This window comes from Streptomyces sp. NPDC059851 (genome assembly GCF_042732005.1).
In the GTDB taxonomy this organism is placed as follows: domain Bacteria; phylum Actinomycetota; class Actinomycetes; order Streptomycetales; family Streptomycetaceae; genus Streptomyces.
The window spans coordinates 1-16,397 of the sequence record NZ_JBHWJJ010000168.1; the positions used below are offsets into that span (position 1 = coordinate 1).

At 73.6% G+C, this 16,397-nt stretch carries 15 protein-coding genes; 4 read left to right on the top strand and 11 right to left on the bottom strand.

Features of this window, described 5'->3' with window-relative positions:
- Both ACFV7Q_RS34635 and ACFV7Q_RS34640 read left to right on the top strand, forming a co-directional pair.
- Window positions 1-1,444 (top strand): O-antigen ligase family protein (locus tag ACFV7Q_RS34635; protein ID WP_385434829.1); only part of this gene is annotated, 1,444 nt, incomplete at its 5' end.
- Entirely contained in the window at window positions 1,405-2,358 is a 954-nt protein-coding gene (locus tag ACFV7Q_RS34640) for a glycosyltransferase family 2 protein (RefSeq protein WP_385434831.1), read from the top strand. The genes ACFV7Q_RS34635 and ACFV7Q_RS34640, both read left to right, overlap by 40 nt.
- A gap of 73 nt (window positions 2,359-2,431) precedes the next feature.
- Here ACFV7Q_RS34640 and ACFV7Q_RS34645 read toward each other — a convergent pair whose 3' ends face one another.
- From ACFV7Q_RS34645 to ACFV7Q_RS34685, 9 genes are all read right to left on the bottom strand, one after another.
- Complete coding sequence (locus tag ACFV7Q_RS34645; RefSeq protein WP_385434833.1) at window positions 2,432-3,241, bottom strand: glycosyltransferase family 2 protein; 810 nt, start codon at window positions 3,239-3,241, stop codon at window positions 2,432-2,434.
- Between the two features lie 60 nt (window positions 3,242-3,301).
- Window positions 3,302-4,402 carry a hypothetical protein gene (locus ACFV7Q_RS34650; RefSeq protein ID WP_385434835.1) on the bottom strand — a complete coding sequence of 367 codons (1,101 nt, stop codon included), beginning with the start codon at window positions 4,400-4,402 and terminating at the stop codon, window positions 3,302-3,304.
- A 5-nt stretch (window positions 4,403-4,407) separates the two neighbouring features.
- Window positions 4,408-5,892 carry an oligosaccharide flippase family protein gene (locus tag ACFV7Q_RS34655; RefSeq protein ID WP_385434837.1) on the bottom strand — a complete coding sequence of 495 codons (1,485 nt, stop codon included), beginning with the start codon at window positions 5,890-5,892 and terminating at the stop codon, window positions 4,408-4,410.
- On the bottom strand, window positions 5,889-6,659 hold the full coding sequence (locus ACFV7Q_RS34660; RefSeq protein ID WP_385434839.1) for a chain length determinant protein: 771 nt from the start codon (window positions 6,657-6,659) through the stop codon (window positions 5,889-5,891). The genes ACFV7Q_RS34655 and ACFV7Q_RS34660 overlap by 4 nt, the downstream gene beginning before the upstream one ends.
- A gap of 128 nt (window positions 6,660-6,787) precedes the next feature.
- Entirely contained in the window at window positions 6,788-7,924 is a 1,137-nt protein-coding gene (gene wecB, locus ACFV7Q_RS34665; RefSeq protein ID WP_385434841.1) for a non-hydrolyzing UDP-N-acetylglucosamine 2-epimerase, read from the bottom strand.
- Between the two features lie 4 nt (window positions 7,925-7,928).
- Window positions 7,929-9,185, bottom strand: coding sequence for a nucleotide sugar dehydrogenase (locus ACFV7Q_RS34670; RefSeq protein ID WP_385434843.1), 1,257 nt, complete (start codon window positions 9,183-9,185; stop codon window positions 7,929-7,931).
- Complete coding sequence (locus ACFV7Q_RS34675; protein WP_385434846.1) at window positions 9,185-9,958, bottom strand: WecB/TagA/CpsF family glycosyltransferase; 774 nt, start codon at window positions 9,956-9,958, stop codon at window positions 9,185-9,187. Before ACFV7Q_RS34675 ends, ACFV7Q_RS34670 begins: the two co-directional genes overlap by 1 nt.
- The gene (locus ACFV7Q_RS34680; protein WP_385434848.1) at window positions 9,955-11,127 is read right to left on the bottom strand and encodes a hypothetical protein; all 1,173 of its coding nucleotides are present in this window, start codon (window positions 11,125-11,127) and stop codon (window positions 9,955-9,957) included. The genes ACFV7Q_RS34675 and ACFV7Q_RS34680 overlap by 4 nt, the downstream gene beginning before the upstream one ends.
- A 445-nt stretch (window positions 11,128-11,572) precedes the next feature.
- Window positions 11,573-12,190, bottom strand: coding sequence for an acyltransferase (locus ACFV7Q_RS34685; RefSeq protein WP_385434850.1), 618 nt, complete (start codon window positions 12,188-12,190; stop codon window positions 11,573-11,575).
- 249 nt (window positions 12,191-12,439) lie between these two features.
- On the opposite strand from ACFV7Q_RS34685, the gene ACFV7Q_RS34690 reads away from it, so the two are divergent.
- Together ACFV7Q_RS34690 and ACFV7Q_RS34695 are read left to right on the top strand one after the other, a co-directional pair.
- On the top strand, window positions 12,440-12,751 hold the full coding sequence (locus ACFV7Q_RS34690; protein WP_385434852.1) for a hypothetical protein: 312 nt from the start codon (window positions 12,440-12,442) through the stop codon (window positions 12,749-12,751).
- A gap of 121 nt (window positions 12,752-12,872) precedes the next feature.
- The gene (locus ACFV7Q_RS34695) at window positions 12,873-13,799 is read left to right on the top strand and encodes an aminoglycoside phosphotransferase family protein (RefSeq protein ID WP_385434858.1); all 927 of its coding nucleotides are present in this window, start codon (window positions 12,873-12,875) and stop codon (window positions 13,797-13,799) included.
- A 12-nt stretch (window positions 13,800-13,811) separates the two neighbouring features.
- Here ACFV7Q_RS34695 and ACFV7Q_RS34700 read toward each other — a convergent pair whose 3' ends face one another.
- Window positions 13,812-14,549 (bottom strand): glucose 1-dehydrogenase, encoded by a 738-nt coding sequence (locus tag ACFV7Q_RS34700; protein WP_385434854.1) that lies wholly within the window; start codon window positions 14,547-14,549, stop codon window positions 13,812-13,814.
- 64 nt (window positions 14,550-14,613) lie between these two features.
- Complete coding sequence (locus tag ACFV7Q_RS34705; RefSeq protein ID WP_385434856.1) at window positions 14,614-16,341, bottom strand: FAD-dependent monooxygenase; 1,728 nt, start codon at window positions 16,339-16,341, stop codon at window positions 14,614-14,616.
- Between the last annotated feature and the right edge of the window lie 56 nt (window positions 16,342-16,397).

Genomic DNA, 16,397 nt, shown 5'->3' on the forward strand with positions numbered 1-16,397 from the left:
GGCCTCGGCCGGACCGGCGGACGGCCCGGCACCGGACACCCCCGCCCCCCGCAGGTCCGGGCGGGCCGCCCTGCGCACGGCCCGCGACCGGCTCCACGGGCGCCGCCGGGGCCGCAACCCGGACGCGGCCGCACTGCTGACCGGCTACCTGGCGCTGGCCTTCTTCATCCCGTCGAACCTGACCCTGCCCGGCCTCGGCGGGGTGGGCACCCCGGCCAACGCCTACGCCCTGCTCTGCCTCCTGTGGTACCTCGCGACCTGGCTGACCGGCCGGACCAGGCCGGTTCCCGGTACCCGGCTGCCCCGGATCGTGATGCTCTTCCTCGCGTTCGCGGTCCTCTGCTCGTACCTCGCCAACGCGACCCGGGGCAGCTCGCACAAGGAGGTCCTCGGCGCCGACCGGGGCCTGATCGGGCTGCTGGTGTGGGTGTCCCTCGTGGTGCTCGTGTCCGCCGGCATCCACGACCGGCCCCGGCTGGACGTGTTGCTGCGCCGGATGGTGGTGATGGGGGCGGTGGTGGCAGCGATCGGTTTCTACGACTTCTTCACCGCCACCAACATCGCCGACAAGATCAGCATCCCCGGCCTGCAGTCCAGCGTCCCGCAGATCGCCACCCTGGACCGCGGCTCCTTCACGCGGCCCCGCTCCACCACCGCCCAGCCCCTGGAGTTCGGCGGGATGCTCGCCATCCTGCTGCCCTTCGCGGTCCAGCAGGCCTTCGACCCGGTCCGCAGGCACCTGCCCCGCTGGCGGCGCTGGGTGCCCGTGGTGCTGATGGGCGGCGCACTGCCGCTCACCGTGTCACGGACCTCCATCATCGGGGCCCTGCTGGTGGTGCTGGTCATGGTGCCCCGCTGGAAGCCGGAGCGGCGGTGGGCGGCGATCGGGCTGCTGTGCGGGGCGGTGGCCGCCTTCAAGGTGATCATTCCCGGGCTGATCGGCACCATCACCGCCCTGTTCGCCTCGTTCCTCTCCAACGGCGACAGCAGCACCCAGGCACGCACCGTCAAGTACGGCGCCATCGTCCCCTACCTGGAACAGCGCCCGCTGTTCGGCCGGGGCTTCGGCACGTTCACCCCGAACCTGTACTTCTTCACCGACAACCAGTACATGCTCACCCTCGCGGAAATGGGCCTGGTGGGACTCGCCGTCCTGCTGTTGCTGTTCTTCACCGGCATCCACCAGGGCGGCGCCATCCGCCGCCTGGCCCGTACCGAATCGGACCGGGAGCTCGGGCAGGCGTTCTTCGCCTCGGCCGTGGTGTCCCTGGTCATCAGCGCCACCTTCGACAGCCTCAGCTTCCCGATGTTCGCCGGGATGTTCTTCCTGACGATCGCCGCCGGAGGCAGTTACCTCGGCTTCATCCGGCGCACGGCGCCGAAGCCCCCGACCCCGGAGTCCCCATGTCCTCCCCTCACCCCGTCCCGGGCACCGGCCCCGTAGCCGTGCTCGTCGTCACCTGGAACAGCGCCCGGGTGCTGCCCGCGTTCCTCGCCTCCCTTCCCGAGGGCATGGCCGGGCTCGACTGGCGGCTCGTCGTCGCGGACAACGACTCCGCCGACGGCACCGCCGACCTGGTCCGCTCCCTCGCCCCGGACGCCACCGTCGTCCGGACCGGCCGCAACGCCGGCTACGCCGCCGGGGTGAACGCCGCCCTGGAGGCCGCCGCCGGCTGGCAGGGCGGCTTCCGCGCCGCCCTCGTGTGCAATCCGGACGTCCGGATGCGGACCGGCTGCGCCGCCCGCCTCGTCGACGCCCTCGACGCGCCCCTGTCCGGCGGTCGCCGGGTCGGGATCAGCGTCCCACTGCTGTACGAGGAGGACGGCACCCTCCACCACTCGCTGCGCCGGGAGTCCCGGGTGACCCGCGCCCTGGGCGAAGCCGTGATCGGCAACCGCCGCGCCGGCCGCTTCCCGCTGCTCAGCGAACTGGTCACCGACCCCGCCGCGTACCGGCGGGCCACCGTCGCCGACTGGGCGACCGGCGCACTGATGGCCCTCTCCCGCCCCTGCCTGGACACCTGCGGGCCCTGGGACGAGTCGTTCTTCTTGTACTCGGAGGAGACCGAATACTGCCTGCGGGCCCGCGACCACGGCTTCGCCACGCGGCTTGAGCCCGCCGCCTCCGCCGTCCACCTCGGCGGGGACTCCCAGGTTTCGCCGCGCCTGTGGGCGCTGCTCACCCTCAACCGCGTACGGCTCTACCGCCGCCGTCACGGCGCGGCCGCGACCGCCGCGTTCCGGGCGGCCGTACTGCTGCGCGAGACCTCGCGGGCGGCCCTCGGCCGGCCCGCGAGCCTCGCCGCGGCGCGGGCCCTGGCCAGCCCGTCCGCACTGCGGGCCACGCCCGGTCCCTGACCGATGGGTCCTGCGGCAGCGCGGCACCGCCGTCCCCAGCCGCAGAGTCGGACGGGAGTACTGCCCCGCCGGGTCACCCGGGGGGCGCCTGCCCGTCCCACGCGGTGTAGAAGCTGTCCGGGTTGACCAGGTACCGGACGGTGGGGCGGGGCAGGTGCCGGACCTCGTGGCGGCGCCCGTAGCGGCGTACGAGCTCCCAGTCCTCCCGCGGCAGGACCTCGGGCGTGCGCCGCAGGCGGCTGAAGTGCAGGGACCGGGTGCGGCGGGCCACGAACGCGTTGGTGTCGAGGAACGCCTCGTGGGCGGCCCGGCGCCGGTCGAAGGGAACCGACAGCACGTCCCGTTCGGAGCCGTCGGGGAGGACCCGGCGCAGGGCGGTGTACACGGCGTCCGGCCCGCCGGCCGGCTCCAGCACCGCCAGCGCCCGTTCCAGGTGGTCGGGCTCCCACAGGTTGTCGTCGTCCAGGAAGGCCACGTACCGGGAGCGGGTCAGCCGGATGCCCACGTTGCGCACCACTCCGGCCGTGCCCGTGTTGCGGGCCAGGGACACCGCGAACAGCCTTGGGTCCGGGGGGAGTTCCGGCAGGCCGGCGCCGTCGTCGACGACGATCACCACCTGGTCGGCCACCGTCTGCCCGAGGGCCGACCGGACCGCCGCGCGCAGCGACTCCGGACGCCGGTGGGTGGCGATCACAGTGGCGACCAGTGCGGCCGGGGGCCGGCCCAGCCGGGCGGCGAGCCGGCGGGTCTCGGCGTCCTCGAAGCGGCGCAACCGCACGGCGGAAGGGGCCAACAGGACCTTGTTCCTGGCCTCGAAGAGCACCAGCCAGCCGAAGGTCCGTTTGAGGAGCCCCCAGGGGGCCCGGGCGATGCGCCGCATCATCTGATCCCTTTCGTGGATGTCCGCACCCTGGCGGGGGAGGAAGCCGGGTCCTCTAGCCCATCAGGGGGAGGCCGGGGGCAGGACGGGCTTGCCGTCGACCGTGCGGTTGCCGCTCCACACGTTCCCGGCTCCGCCCGCGTTCCAGGCGGTGACCGGGCCGTACGCGCCGGCCGCCGGGTGGTACTCGGTGGAGAACACGTTGTCCGTGACCTTGATGCCGGTGGCGCCGGGCCCGCCTCCGTAGAGGGTGTAGGCCCCGCCCGCCATCCAGTTGCGCTCGACGGTCACGGAGGAGACGACGCCGGTGTCGGCGAAGAGCCCCACGGCGGCCGTGGCCCCCTGGTCGACGCGGACGGGGTTCAGCAGGGTGTTGTGGCGGACGGTGAGGCGGCCCTTGTTGCCGCCGCCGCTGATGACGGCGTCGGTGTGCTGCCACTCGCCGGTCTTGTTGCGGAAGGCGACGATGTCGTGCACGTAGTTGTCGTGCAGGTCGCCCTGGCCCATGGACAGGGCGTTGCCGAACACCGAGACGTCGCACCAGCCGACCTCGATCGAGCTGCCGCCCATGTTGGACACCGCGTAGTTGGAGCCCCCGTTGTCGGGGCCCTTGCCCGGGATCGCGGTAATGGTGGTGTACAGGACCTTCAGGCCGCTGAAGCCGGGCCGCAGGTTGATCCCCCACCAGTTGGTCGAGGTGATCTTGCTGTCGATGATGGTGACGTCGTTGGCGTAGATGTCGAGGGAGCCGCGGATGTCCCAGCCCTTGATGACCGTGCCGTCCGTCTTCACCGACATGTTGCCCGTGTCGTGCCGCTCCAGTTCGATCCGCGGGCCGGTGGTGGTCTCGTCGGGGAAGCCGCAGGCGCCCGGGGAGGAGCAGGCGGGGGACGGCGAGGGCGGTCCGCTGCTGCCGGGCGGGGGAGTGGCGGACGGCGGGGCCGAGGTCGAGCTCGTGGTGCCGCCGGTGCTCGGGTCCGGGGACGGTGTGGGCGCCGGCGGGGGACTGGCGCCGGGGCCGGGACAGTCCGGGGCGCTCTGCGGACACGGGACGGCCGCGGGCTCGCCCGTTCCCGTCCGCTGCGCCTGGTACAGCGTGATGACGACGACCAGTACGAGCCCGGCCAGCAGCCAGGCCGCGAGGCGCTTCCTGTGGTGGGCCACGGCCGCTACCCCTCGCCCGCCGCGGGCGCGCCCACGGGCGTGGCGCCGCGCAGGAACCCCAGGCTGGGCAGCACGCACAGCACGTAGCACAGGGTGCCGGCGACCCCGGTCGCGAGCAGTGCCGGGACGCCGTCGCCGAGGAGCCGCTCCAGGCCCAGGACCACGGCCGCCATGACGGCGCCGCCGAGGAAGGGCCAGGCGCAGGCCCGGGCCACGGTTCCCGTGCGGATCCGGGCACGGTGCAGGGTGACGAGGAAGACCGGCACGACGATCGCGCAGGCGACCAGGACGTGCCCCTGCGCCACGCCCACGATCCCGTTCGACCGGGCGCCGATCACCAGAACGGGGATCAGGACGACCAGCCACACCGCCTGGACCGCGATGAGGGAGCGGCGACGTCCGACGGCCACCAGGCAGTCGTAGGCCAGTTCGCAGGCGATCCGGACCAGGCCCAGCGCCATCAGCCAGGGCAGCGCGGCGGCCGCGGGGAGCCAGCGCTCGCCGTAGACGAGTTCGACGATCGGCGCGGCCAGCGCCGCGAGCAGTACGCACAGCGGGACGGTGCCGGTCATCACGATGCCCAGGGCGCGGCCGAACCCACCGGCCAGTGCCCCCGGGGTGTCGGCCAGCCGTGAGAAGCCGGCGAAGGACACGCGGCGGGCCGCCTCGGAGATGATCCGCACGGGCCAGCCTGACATGTTGAAGGCGAGCACGTAGAAGCCCAGCGCCACCTGGTCGAGGGAGGAGCCGACGACCATGGTGTCGACGTTGACGACGCCGAGGGCGAGCATGCTGGCTCCGGCGAGCGGGAGCCCGAAGCCCAGCAGCGCCCGGGCCTGGGCGGCGTCCCAGCCGAACCGCAGGGTGCCGGGGGCGGCGAGGCAACAGCCGAGGAGGGCGGCCGCGTTCCCGGCGACGGAGCCCCAGGCGAAGCTCATCGCGCCCCAGCCCTCGACGGCCAGCAGCAGGGTCACCGCGGTGCTGAGGACGAAGTTGACGGAGTCGACCGCCATCCGCCGGCCCTGTGCGAACTCCCGGGTGAGGAATCCGGCGGGCACCTGCGACAGCCCGTCGAGGACCACGCACACGCACATCACCCGCAACACCCCGGAGGCCTCGGGCGAGCCGAGCACCCGGGCCACCGCGGGGGCCGCCGCGAACAGCGCCGCGTACAGCAGGCAGCTGGAGACGGCGCTCAGGGTGAGGACGGTCGGGGCGAACCGGCGGGGGTCGCCCTCCCAGCGCACGATGGCCAGGGAGACGCCGAGCTCGTTCGCGGAGAGCAGCACCAGGAGGACCGTCTGGGCGATGCCGTAGACGCCCCAGGCCTCGGGGCCGAGGAAGAACCGGGCGAGGACGATGCCGGTGGCGAAGTTGCCGAGGCGCATGACGACGGTGTTGACCAGGCTCCACCGGGCGGCGGAGCCCACCTTGCGGCCCAGCGACGGCGCGTCGGGCGGGGCCTGGGTTCCGGTCGCGGGGCCGGTCACGTCGGTCCCGCAGTGCTGGAGACGGCCTCGGGGGTACCGACCCCGGGCGCCGCGGGGGTACCGGGCGTCCGGTCGGCCGGGGCCTCCGCCGCGGCCTCGGCTCCGTTATCGACTCCGGCACCGGCTCCTGCCTCGGGGGTGGCGGGCCGGTGCCGGCCCGGCTTGGCGGGCGCACGGCGGCGGGCCTCCACGAAGAAGGTCGCCACCAGGCTGAGCACGAAGCCCAGCGCCCCCGCCATGACGAGGTACTGGAGCCGGGTCTTGGTCTGCGGCTCCGGCTTCTGCGGCGGGACGATCGTCGCCATCCGGATCATGGCGTCCGGGGTCACCTGCTGCTGGGCCTGGAACTCCTGCAGCCGCTTCTCGGCATAGGCGGTCAGGATCTGGTCCGACTTCAGGACCGCGGTCGGGTCGGTACCGGTGACGGTCAGCCACATGAACGGCCCCTGGGCGTTGTCGGCGATCTTCGCCTCGTACTCACCCGTTACCCCCTGTGCCTTGAGGTCGGCCTTGGAGTCGTCCGAGTTGAGGTTGCGTGCCAGGCCGTCGGCCATTCCGGTGAGCGAGGCCTGGGTGCTCAGGAAGGGGTTGCCGTCGAAGGCCACCGTGGCCTTCTTGGAGTTCAGCAGGGTCACCGTGCTCTGGGACCGGTACTCCACCGGGACCAGCAGGTACACGCCCGTCGTGAGCGCGGCCGTGATCAACAGTCCGGGCAGCAGGACGTACCAGCGCCTGCGCATGACCCGCCAGATCTCCGCGAGGTCCATGGTGTTCCCCCTCGCGGCGGCGCCGTGTCCGCATGCGCCGCCGCCCTGTCATTGCGATGTGTACGGTTCTTGCTTCTTGCTTCTTGCTTCTTGCTTCTTGCTTCTTGCGGTCGTGCCGGTGCGTGGTGCTACGCCGGCCCGGACGTCGCGCCCGGGGCCAGGTCGGTGGGCCGCGCCCGGGTCCGTGCGGTTCCGCCCTCCAGCAGGACACGGGCGATGCGCTCGCTCGCCCGGCCGTCCCACAGGGCCGGGCAGCGGGGTGCGGGCGGGTCGTCGAGCACCCGGTTCACGGTGGCCGTGATCCGGTCCGGGTCGGTGCCCGCGAGGACGTTCGTGCCCTCCCGGACGGTGACGGGCCGCTCCGTGTTCTCCCGCAGGGTCACACAGGGCACCCCCAGGGCGGTGGTCTCTTCCTGGACGCCCCCGGAGTCGGTGAGCACGACCCGAGCCCCGTCCTGGAGTGCGATGAAGTCCAGGTACCCGGCGGCCGGGACCAGCCGGATGCCGGCCGGGACGCCGATCGCGGCCAGCCGTTCCGCGGCCCGCGGGTGCACGGGCAGGAGCAGCGGGCAGCGGCCGGCGATCCCGCCCAGGGCCTTCAGCAGGCCGCGCAGGGCGTCGGGGTCGTCCACATTGGCCGGCCGGTGCAGGGTGACCAGGCCGTAGCGGCCGCGGGTGAGCCCGTACCGGTCCAGGACGTCCGAGGCCCGGGCCCGTTCCAGGTTGGCGAGGAGCGTGTCGATCATGACGTTGCCGACGACGTGGACCTGGTCCTCCCGGTACCCCTCCGCCCGCAGGTTCGCGGCCGCGTCGGGCGAGGGGGCCAGCAGGTAGTCGCTGACCCGGTCGGTGGCGACCCGGTTGACCTCCTCGGGCATGCTCCAGTCCCGGCTGCGCAGGCCCGCCTCCACGTGGGCGAGCAGCGGGCCCGCCTTGGCCGTGACCAGGGCGCAGGCCAGCGTGGAGTTGATGTCGCCGACGACCACGACCGCGTCCGGGGACAGCTCGTCCAGCAGCGGCTCGAAGGCCGCCATCACCCGGCCGGTCTGCTGGGCGTGGGTCCCGGACCCGGCGCCCAGGTACCGGTCGGGCGGACGGATGCCGAGGTCGCGGAAGAAGACGTCGTTCATGGATTCGTCGTAGTGCTGTCCGGTGTGGACGAGGACCACGTCGGCGCCGTGGCGTTCCAGTGCGTCCATCACCGGTTTGATCTTCATGTAGTTGGGCCGTGCTCCGGCCACGCAGACGATCCTGGTCACGGCCATGGCCTCAGAGCACCTCCACCGTGGGGCCGGACAGCCGGTTGCGGCAGTCGAGGACGAAGGAGGCGTGCTCGGTGACCATCGGGTAGTCGAAGCAATCGTGGTCGGTGAGCAGGACGACCACGTCGGCGGCGGCCAGTTCCCGGCGGGTCGGCTCCACCCGCACGAGCCGGGCGTCGACCTTGATGCTCTCCACCACGTGGGGGTCGGCCGCGCGGACCCTGGCCCCCATGTCCAGGAGCAGCTGCGAGATGCGCACGGCCGGCGACTCCCGGGCGTCGCCGGTGTTCTTCTTGTACGCGAGCCCCAGGAGCAGGATCCGGGAGCCGTTGACCGAGCGGCGCCGTGCGTTGAGGGCGTCGATGACGCGGCGCGTGACGTACTCGGGCATGTGGTTGTTGATGTCGTTGGCCAGCTCGACGAAGCGGAAGCTCTGGCCCAGCTCGCGCTGGACCCGCCACGACAGGTACGACGGGTCGATGGGCAGGCAGTGGCCGCCGACCCCCGGGCCCGGGGTGAACTTCATGAAGCCGAACGGCTTGCTGGAGGCCGCCTCGATGGCCTGCCACACGTCGATGTCGAGGTGGCGGGCGAACATGGCTATCTCGTTGACGAGGGCGATGTTCACGTGCCGGAAGGTGTTCTCCAGCAGCTTCGCCAGTTCGGCTTCCTTGGGAGAGCGCACCGGCACCGTCTTGTCGACGAGGCCCCCGTAGAACGCCTCCACCGCCTTGAGGGAGGCGGCGTCCACGCCGGAGACGACCTTGGGCGTCTGCTGGAAGCCCCAGACGGCGTTGCCGGGGTCGATGCGTTCCGGGCTGTACCCGAGGTGGAAGTCGGCGCCGGCGGTGAGGCCCGAGCCGTTCTCCAGGACGGGCCCGAAGAGTTCCTCGGTGGTGCCCGGGTAAGTGGTGGACTCCAGGACGACGGTCGCGCCGGGCCGCAGGAACCGGGCCAGGGTGTGCGCGGACTCCTCGATGTAGCTCAGGTCGGGGGCGCCTTCGTGTAACGGGGTCGGGACGGTGACGACGGCGACGTCGAAGCCGCCGCAGTCACGCGCCAGGTCGCTGGGCCGGTAGGTGCCCCGCTCCAGGGCCCGGTTGATCCGCTCGGAGGACACGTCCTCCACGTAGGACTCGCCGGCGGCGAGGCTCTTGACCCGCTGCGCGTCCACGTCGTACCCGATCACCTGGTGCCCGACCTCGGCGGCCCTGATGGCCAGCGGGAGGCCGACGTATCCCTGTCCCACGACGACTACGCGCATCAGCAACTCCTGTTCGCGGAACCGGCAGCAGACGGTGTGCGGCGGATGAGCTCCCTGGCCGTCATGGCCAGGAAGGCCGCATTGGTGGTGAGGTAGCGCTTGCCCAGGCGCCGCGGCTCCTGGAGGGTGCGGTAGAACCATTCGAGGCCCATGCGCTGCCAGACCAGCGGGGCCCGTTTGGTGATGCCGGCCAGGATGTCGAAGGAGCCGCCGACGCCGTGCACCACGTGGGCGCCGGTGCGCTTGCCGTAGCCGGCGGTGAACATCTCCTTCTTGGGCGAGGTCATGCCGAGGAACAGCAGCTGTGCGCCGCTGTCCGCGACGGCGTCGGCGACGTCGGGCTGCTCGGAGTCGTCGAAGTAGCCGTTGCGGCTGCCGGCGACGTGCAGCTTCGGGAACCGCTCGGCGATCCGGTCGAGCATCAGCTCCAGGACGTCCTGCCGGGCGCCGAGCAGGTAGACGGGGATGCCGGCGGTTTCGGCGGCGGCCAGCAGCCGCATGAACAGGTCGATTCCCGCGACCCGTTCGGGCAGCCGTACGCCGAGTACCCGGCCGGCCCACACCACGGCCTGCCCGTCGGCCAGGACGAGGTCGCAGCCCGAGACCGCCGCGGCGAGGCCCGGGTCGCGCCGCATGGCGACCAGCTTGGCGGCGTTCACCATGCCGATCTCGATCTGCTCGCCGCGGCGCACTGCGTCGAGGCAGCGCTGCACGGTTTCGTCCATGGTCAGGGCGTCGAGTGCGACCCCGAAGAGGGACTGCCGTCGGTTCATCTCTGGACTCCCCCCAGCCAGGCGTGCAGCAGCCAGCCGAACTCGTACGGCCTGCACTCGCGGTCCACCGAGAGCGGGCGGAACAGCCGGTCGAGCGGGGCCAGCCGCGCCTTCGGGGCCAGCCGGGTGGTGAGCCCGCGGGCGGCCCGGACGGCCTTGGCGGGGTCGCCGCGGTAGACCTTGCGCCAGGTGACCCCGTAGTCCTCCCGGATCATGGGCTCGCGCGGGGTCCCGTCGGGCCGGGTGATCTCGGGTACCGCCGTCATCCAGCCGAGGCCCCGGCGGACGGCCGCGCCGAAGTCGGTGCCGCCGGCGTCCGCCAGGTCGAACAGGGCGGTCGGGGCCATGGCGTGCTGGTGCACGCTGTACACCGGGTAGCCCTCCACCATGCCGCCGGTACGGGCGTCGTAGTGCCACCACCACTGCCCGCCGTCCCCCTGGAGGGTGCAGATCCGGGCGGCGCACATGTTCGCGGCCCGGAGGGCCTCCGGGTCCGGTCCGCTCGCGTGGAGCCGGGCCAGCGCCTGGATCGGGTAGGTCTGGTCGGCGAAGCAGGCCACGTGGGAGCGGTAGCCGGGGACCAGCCCGGGGGCGGTGGCGTGCGGGAACAGCGGGCTGTCGGTCGTCGCCCTGGCCCCCAGCAGGCGGTCGCGGGCGGCCACCAGGCGGTCCTCCACGTCCACCGCCGTCCGGGCGGCCACGAGGGCGGAGAGCACCCAGGCCGCCTCGACGGTGTACTGCGGCCGGCCGGGGTCGTCCAGGGCGGCCACGCGGTCGAGGGCGTCCGCCAGTTTGGGGTGGCCGGTCTCGGCGGCGGCCCAGGCGATGAGCGCCGCGTCGCCCAGGTTGTCGACCCCGGGCAGCCGTTCCACCAGCAGGTTCGTGAACGCTACTGCGGTGTGCCCGCCGAACACGGCCTGCTGCCGGTCCTCGGGCAGGTACTGCGCGCCGAGGGCGGTGATGGCCGCGTACCGGGTGCTGGTCCCGCGCTCCTCCACCCGTCGGGTGCCGTCGGGCGCGACCGTCCCCGCCCGCGTGAAGACGAAGGTCTCCGGGCCCGGCAGGTACATCTGCGGCAGGCCCGCCTCGGCGAGCGCGAGCAGGCGCTCGGCGAGCGCGTGCAGCGACGGGTCCTCGTGCGCCAGTGCTCCTAATCGTGCTGCGGTCACCGGGTCCCCACCCCGGCTTCCCGGGTCGGGCTGTACGGCTCCAACACGCCTACCCCCTCTGCATAGCCGTTCCGGGGAGGGGAGCGCGCATGACGGCGCGCGCGTCGACGGTGACGGTGCGATCGCCCCGGGACGCGGCCGTCCGGGGCCGCCCACTGGATCCCCCCAGCGATGCCCCGGACCGGAGCACGCGCGGACGGCAGCGCCGTGCAGGCGCGTCAGCGCGCCTGCCGCCACTTCGCCCGCGATGCCCCCGTCGTGTACAACCCCCCACTGAACAAAGCCTGTTGCCTGCTCAGAACCCGTGTACAGGGACAAGGTATGCCCAAGGGTGTTCGTTGATTGCGGTTTTGGGGAAATGCCGGTGGCCCAAATTCCGACGGCCCGTCAGCTGCGTGTTCCGGAGCGGCCTCCGGCCCTCTCCGGGGTGGTCCGGAGGCCGACGTCAGCCGTTCTCCGGCCGGTCGCCCCGCTCGGCCAGGGTCCCGTCCGCCTCCTCGTACAGGGCGCCGGTGCGCGGACACTCCCATACGCCCGGTTCTCCCTCGCGCTCCACCAGGCGGACCCCGGCCCGGCCCACCCAGCCGATCCGGCGGGCCGGCACCCCCGCCACGAGGGCGAAGTCGGGTACGTCCCGGGAGACCACCGCCCCGGCGGCGACCAGCGCCCACCGTCCGATGCGCACCCCGGCCACGCACACCGACCGGGCCCCCAGGGAGGCCCCCTCGGCCACCACCACCCCGGCGGCCTGCCAGTCGTCGCCGCGCTTGAGCCGGCCGTCGGGGTCCACGGACCGTGGGTAGAAGTCGTTGGTGAGCACGGCGGCCGGGCCGATGAACACCCCGTCGCCGAGTTCCGCGGGTTCGTAGACGAGTGCGTAGTTCTGCAGCTTCACCCGGTCGCCGATCCGTACCCCGGGTCCTACGTACGCCCCGCGCCCCACGATGCAGTCGCGGCCGAGCCGTGCCTCCTCCCGCACTTGCGCCAGATCCCAGATCGTGGTCCCGTCCCCGAGTTCGGCCGTCTCGTCGACCTGGGAGGAGGGTTGCTTTCGGACACTCACGGGGCGGTCCCCTTTACGCTCGCGAGGCATTCGGAACGCGCCGCGACCGGCGCACGGAGGGAGCATATGCACCGCCGCCCCGCCCCGCCCGGAACATCAACCGACTGCTGCTGCAACGGACTTGGGGTCCGGTGCGGACCGGGCACGGCACCGCCCCGACGGCGGGGGAGGGGGACCGGGCCACCGGCAGCGGGTACCCTGCGCGCCAACGGCAGCAGACGGGGACGGCGACGGGGCCGGGGGGAGCACATGGACGACGGGATACGGCGCCACCGCTGGATCATCACCGCGGAGAAGGTCTCGGAGAACCACGGCGACGACGGCGGGCAGTTGGAGGTCCTCAGCGAGTTCGAGGGCACGCGGGAGGAGGCCGAACGGGCTCTGGAGCAGGCCGCGCGCACCATGACCGTGGGAACCTTCCTGCAAGAGCGCCGTCGGCTCGTCTACCGCCAGCTCGACGGCTCCTACCTGGTGCGCTGCACCGGGAGGATGGGCGGCCACCACAGCCGCCTGGTGCGCGTCGCACGGCTCGTCTGGGACTCCGCCGCGGAAGTGGACTGACGGCGGGCGGGTCCCGGTACGGGGGGAAATGCGTTGACGCGCGGCGCGCGGACGCGTTCGTATGGCCCGGCACGTGCGAACCCCCACCGCCGGAAAGGAACCCGTGCCCACAACCGCCAAGATGCACCCCGACGAGCCGGACACCGACGTCCCCCTCGTCCACCGCCTGATCGCGGCGCAGTTCCCGCGCTGGGCGGGCCTGCCCGTGAAGCCGGTCGACGCGCACGGTACCTCGCACGTGATGTACCGGCTCGGCGACGCCATGGTCGTACGCCTGCCCCGCACCGCGGGAGCGGCCGAGGACATCGAGCGGGAGCACACCTGGATGCCGCGTCTCGCCCCGTCGCTCCCGGTCCCGGTTCCCGTGCCACTGGCCAAGGGCGTGCCGGGCGAGGGCCTTCCCTTCCCTTGGGCCGTGTACCGATGGCTCGACGGAGAGGCCCCGACCGTAGGCCGGATCGCCGGGCCCGACCGGCTCGCCCGGGACCTCGGCCGCTTCGTCACCGCGCTGCGCCGGATCGACCCCGCGGGCGCGCCCGCCTCCTACCGCAGCGAGACCCTCGCCGCGCGGGACGCCGCCACGCGCGCTGCGATCGCGGGCCTGCGGACCCCCGCCGACGTCGACGCCGACCCCGCGGCGGTCACCGCCGCCTGGGAGGCCGCCCTGCGGGCGCCGGAGTGGCCCGGCCCGCCCGTCTGGATCCACGCGGACCTGCAGCCGGGGAACCTGCTCCTGTCCGGGGACCGGCTCGGCGCCGTCATCGACTTCGGCTGCACGGGCCTCGGCGATCCCGCCGTCGACCTGCTCGCGGCATGGTACGTCCTCCCCGCCGGGGCCCGGGACGCCTTCCGGGCCGCAGCGGGCCTCGACGACGCGGCCTGGGCGCGCGGCCGGGGCTGGGCCCTGTCGGTCGCCCTCCTCGAACTGAACTACTACCGGGAGACGAACCCGGCGATGACGGCCAAGGCCCGCCACGTCGTCGAGGAACTCCTCGCCGACCCCACGCCCGTGGATCCGCCGGGGCGGGACCGAGCCCCCCGCTCGTGAACCGGACGCTGCCTATGCCAGCCCGCCCGTCGCCCGCAGGTTCTGGCCGGTGATCCAGCGGCCGTCCGGGCCGACGAGGAAGGCGATGACGTCGGCCACGTCGGACGGCTGCCCCAGCCGGCCGAGCGGCGTCATCCCGGCGACGGCGTCGAGAGCCCGGGGCGGGTTCGTCCCGCGCAGCAGCTCGGTGTCCGTCGCGCCGGGGGAGAGGGTGTTGACGGTGATGCCGCGCGGCCCGAGCTCACGGGCGGCCACGGCCGTCAGCTGCTCCACGGCGCCCTTGCTGGCGGCGTACGGCCCGATGCCCGGGGCGGACCGTAGGGTGTTCAGGGAGGAGACGTTCACGATCCTGCCGCCGTCGCGCATCCGCCGGGCCGCGTAACGGGTGGTCAGGAAGACCGCCCGGGCGTTGACCGCCATCACGCTGTCGAACACGGTCACGTCGGTTTCGGCGAGCGGGGTCGGCGTGAGCGCCAGTGCTGCGTTGTTCACCAGGATGTCCAGGCCGCCGAGGTGCGCCTCGGCGGCCTCCATCAGCTGCTCCGGGCCCTCCGGCTCCGCCAGGTCGACGCGCAGGGCCCGGACCCGGCCGCCGTCCGCCTCCACCGCCCGCACGACCTCGGCGGCGGCGTCCCCGCGGGTGGAGTAGTTGAAGACCACGTGCGCCCCGTCGCGGCACAAGCGTTCGACGACCGCCCGGCCGATGCCCCGGGACCCGCCGGTGACGACTGCGTTCCTGCCCTTGAGCACGGCCCCTCCGGAGGTGCGGGTTGCGCTGCGGATCCGTCGCCGTACGCACGGCTCGCCCGGGAGCCTAGTGGGCCGCCGGTCGCGTGCGGTAGACGCGCGCCAGGTGTGCTGCCAGCCAGACGGCCGCCTCCGGCGCCGTGACCGGGGCGACGCGCGTGCCCAGGTACCCGTCCGGGCGTACGAGGAAGGCCGCCGAGCCGGTGGCCCCGTACGTCCGGCGGAACTCCCCGCTGCCGTCGAGGTAGACCGGCAGCGGCACGCCGTCCGCGCCCGCCGCCCCCGGGGCGTACGCGTACCCGGCATCCGTGGACCCACCGCCGGGCGGGGCGAGGACGACACAGGCGACCGGCGCGTCCGCGCCCGCGCCGCCGACCGACCGGCGGGCCCCGTCGGCGAGTGCGGCGCAGGCGCCCAGCGCCTCGCCGGAGTCGGCGTAGAGGAGCAGCACGTGTCCCCGGTCGCGCAGCAGGTCGTACAGCCGCAGCGGCCCGGTCGCCACGCTGCTCCTCAGGCCGCCGCAGTCCGGGGCCCGGTCGCCGGGGGCCGGGCCGCCGCCCGCCGCGCTGCCCGGTCCGACGACGGGACTGTCGGGGTACGCGACCAGCAACTGCGCCTCGCGGAGCGCGAGCGTGTCCGGGTCCTCCGGATCGGCCTGGACGCCCTCGGCGGCGTGCCGGACGGTGCGGCCGACGACCTCCTCGCCGACCGGGTGCCGCTCGGCGTGGTAGCTGTCCAGCAGCCCGGGGTGCCCGCCGCCCCGCAGGACGAGGGCCAGCTTCCAGGCCAGGTTGTAAGCGTCCTGGATACCGGTGTTCATCCCCTGGGCGCCCGTGGGCGGATGGATGTGGGCGGCGTCGCCGGCGACGAAGACCCGGCCGTCGGAGTACCGGTCCACCAGACGGTGGCTGATGCGGAAGACCGACGACCAGCGCAGGGCCGACGCCGTGGCCGGTTCGGGGGACAGCCGGTCCAGGACCGCCTGGATGTGTTCCAGCCCGGGCGCGCGTCCGGCCTCCAGGCCGTGCGCGATGCCGTTGCCGGCGCCCTGCCCGCCGCCCCCGCCGCCTGCGGAGAGATCGGGCGGTACCGTCATCGACATGCGGTAGCGGCGGTTCCCGGGCAGCGGGATGCAGACCAGGACGTCGTCGACGGCCCCGTCCGCGCCGTGGTGCACGGCGCGGACGCCGTAGCCCGCGGGCAGGCTCCAGTCCACCTCGACGTCCCCGAGCATGTACTCCTCCGGGAACGCACCCCCCGCGAAGCCGAGGCCGAGCGTCTTGCGGACCGTACTGTGCGCCCCGTCGCAACCGACGAGGAACCGCGACCGGACCTCCTCCTCGCCGCCGCTGCCGACGACGTCGGCGGTCCGTATCCGGCTCAGGACCCCGTCCGCGTCCTGCGTGAACGACACCAGCTCGACGCCCCGCTCGATCCCGGCCCCGAAACGGGCCAGGTGCTCCTCCAGGATGCGCTCGGTCTCGTACTGGGGCAGCGCGGCGAACCCGTACGGAACCTCGGGCGGGAGCCGCAGCTCGAAACGCCCCTGCTCGACGCCGTCCGCGTAGACCAGCTGACCCCGCATCGGCACGGCGGCCTCCAGGGCGGCGCGGACCATGCCCATCCGGTCCCAGATCTCCAGGGTCCGCGGCTGGATCCCGACCGCCTTGGCGTACGGCAGCCGCGCCGGCAGCCGGTCGACGGTGCGGCAGTCCACGCCCTGACGGCGGAGCTCCGCCGCCGCGGTCAACCCGACCGGGCCGGCGCCCACGATCAGTACATCGGTGTCCGCCACTGGCCTCTCCCGCCCACGGCCCCCGACCCCACTGCACGCTCCATGGTCCGCCACCC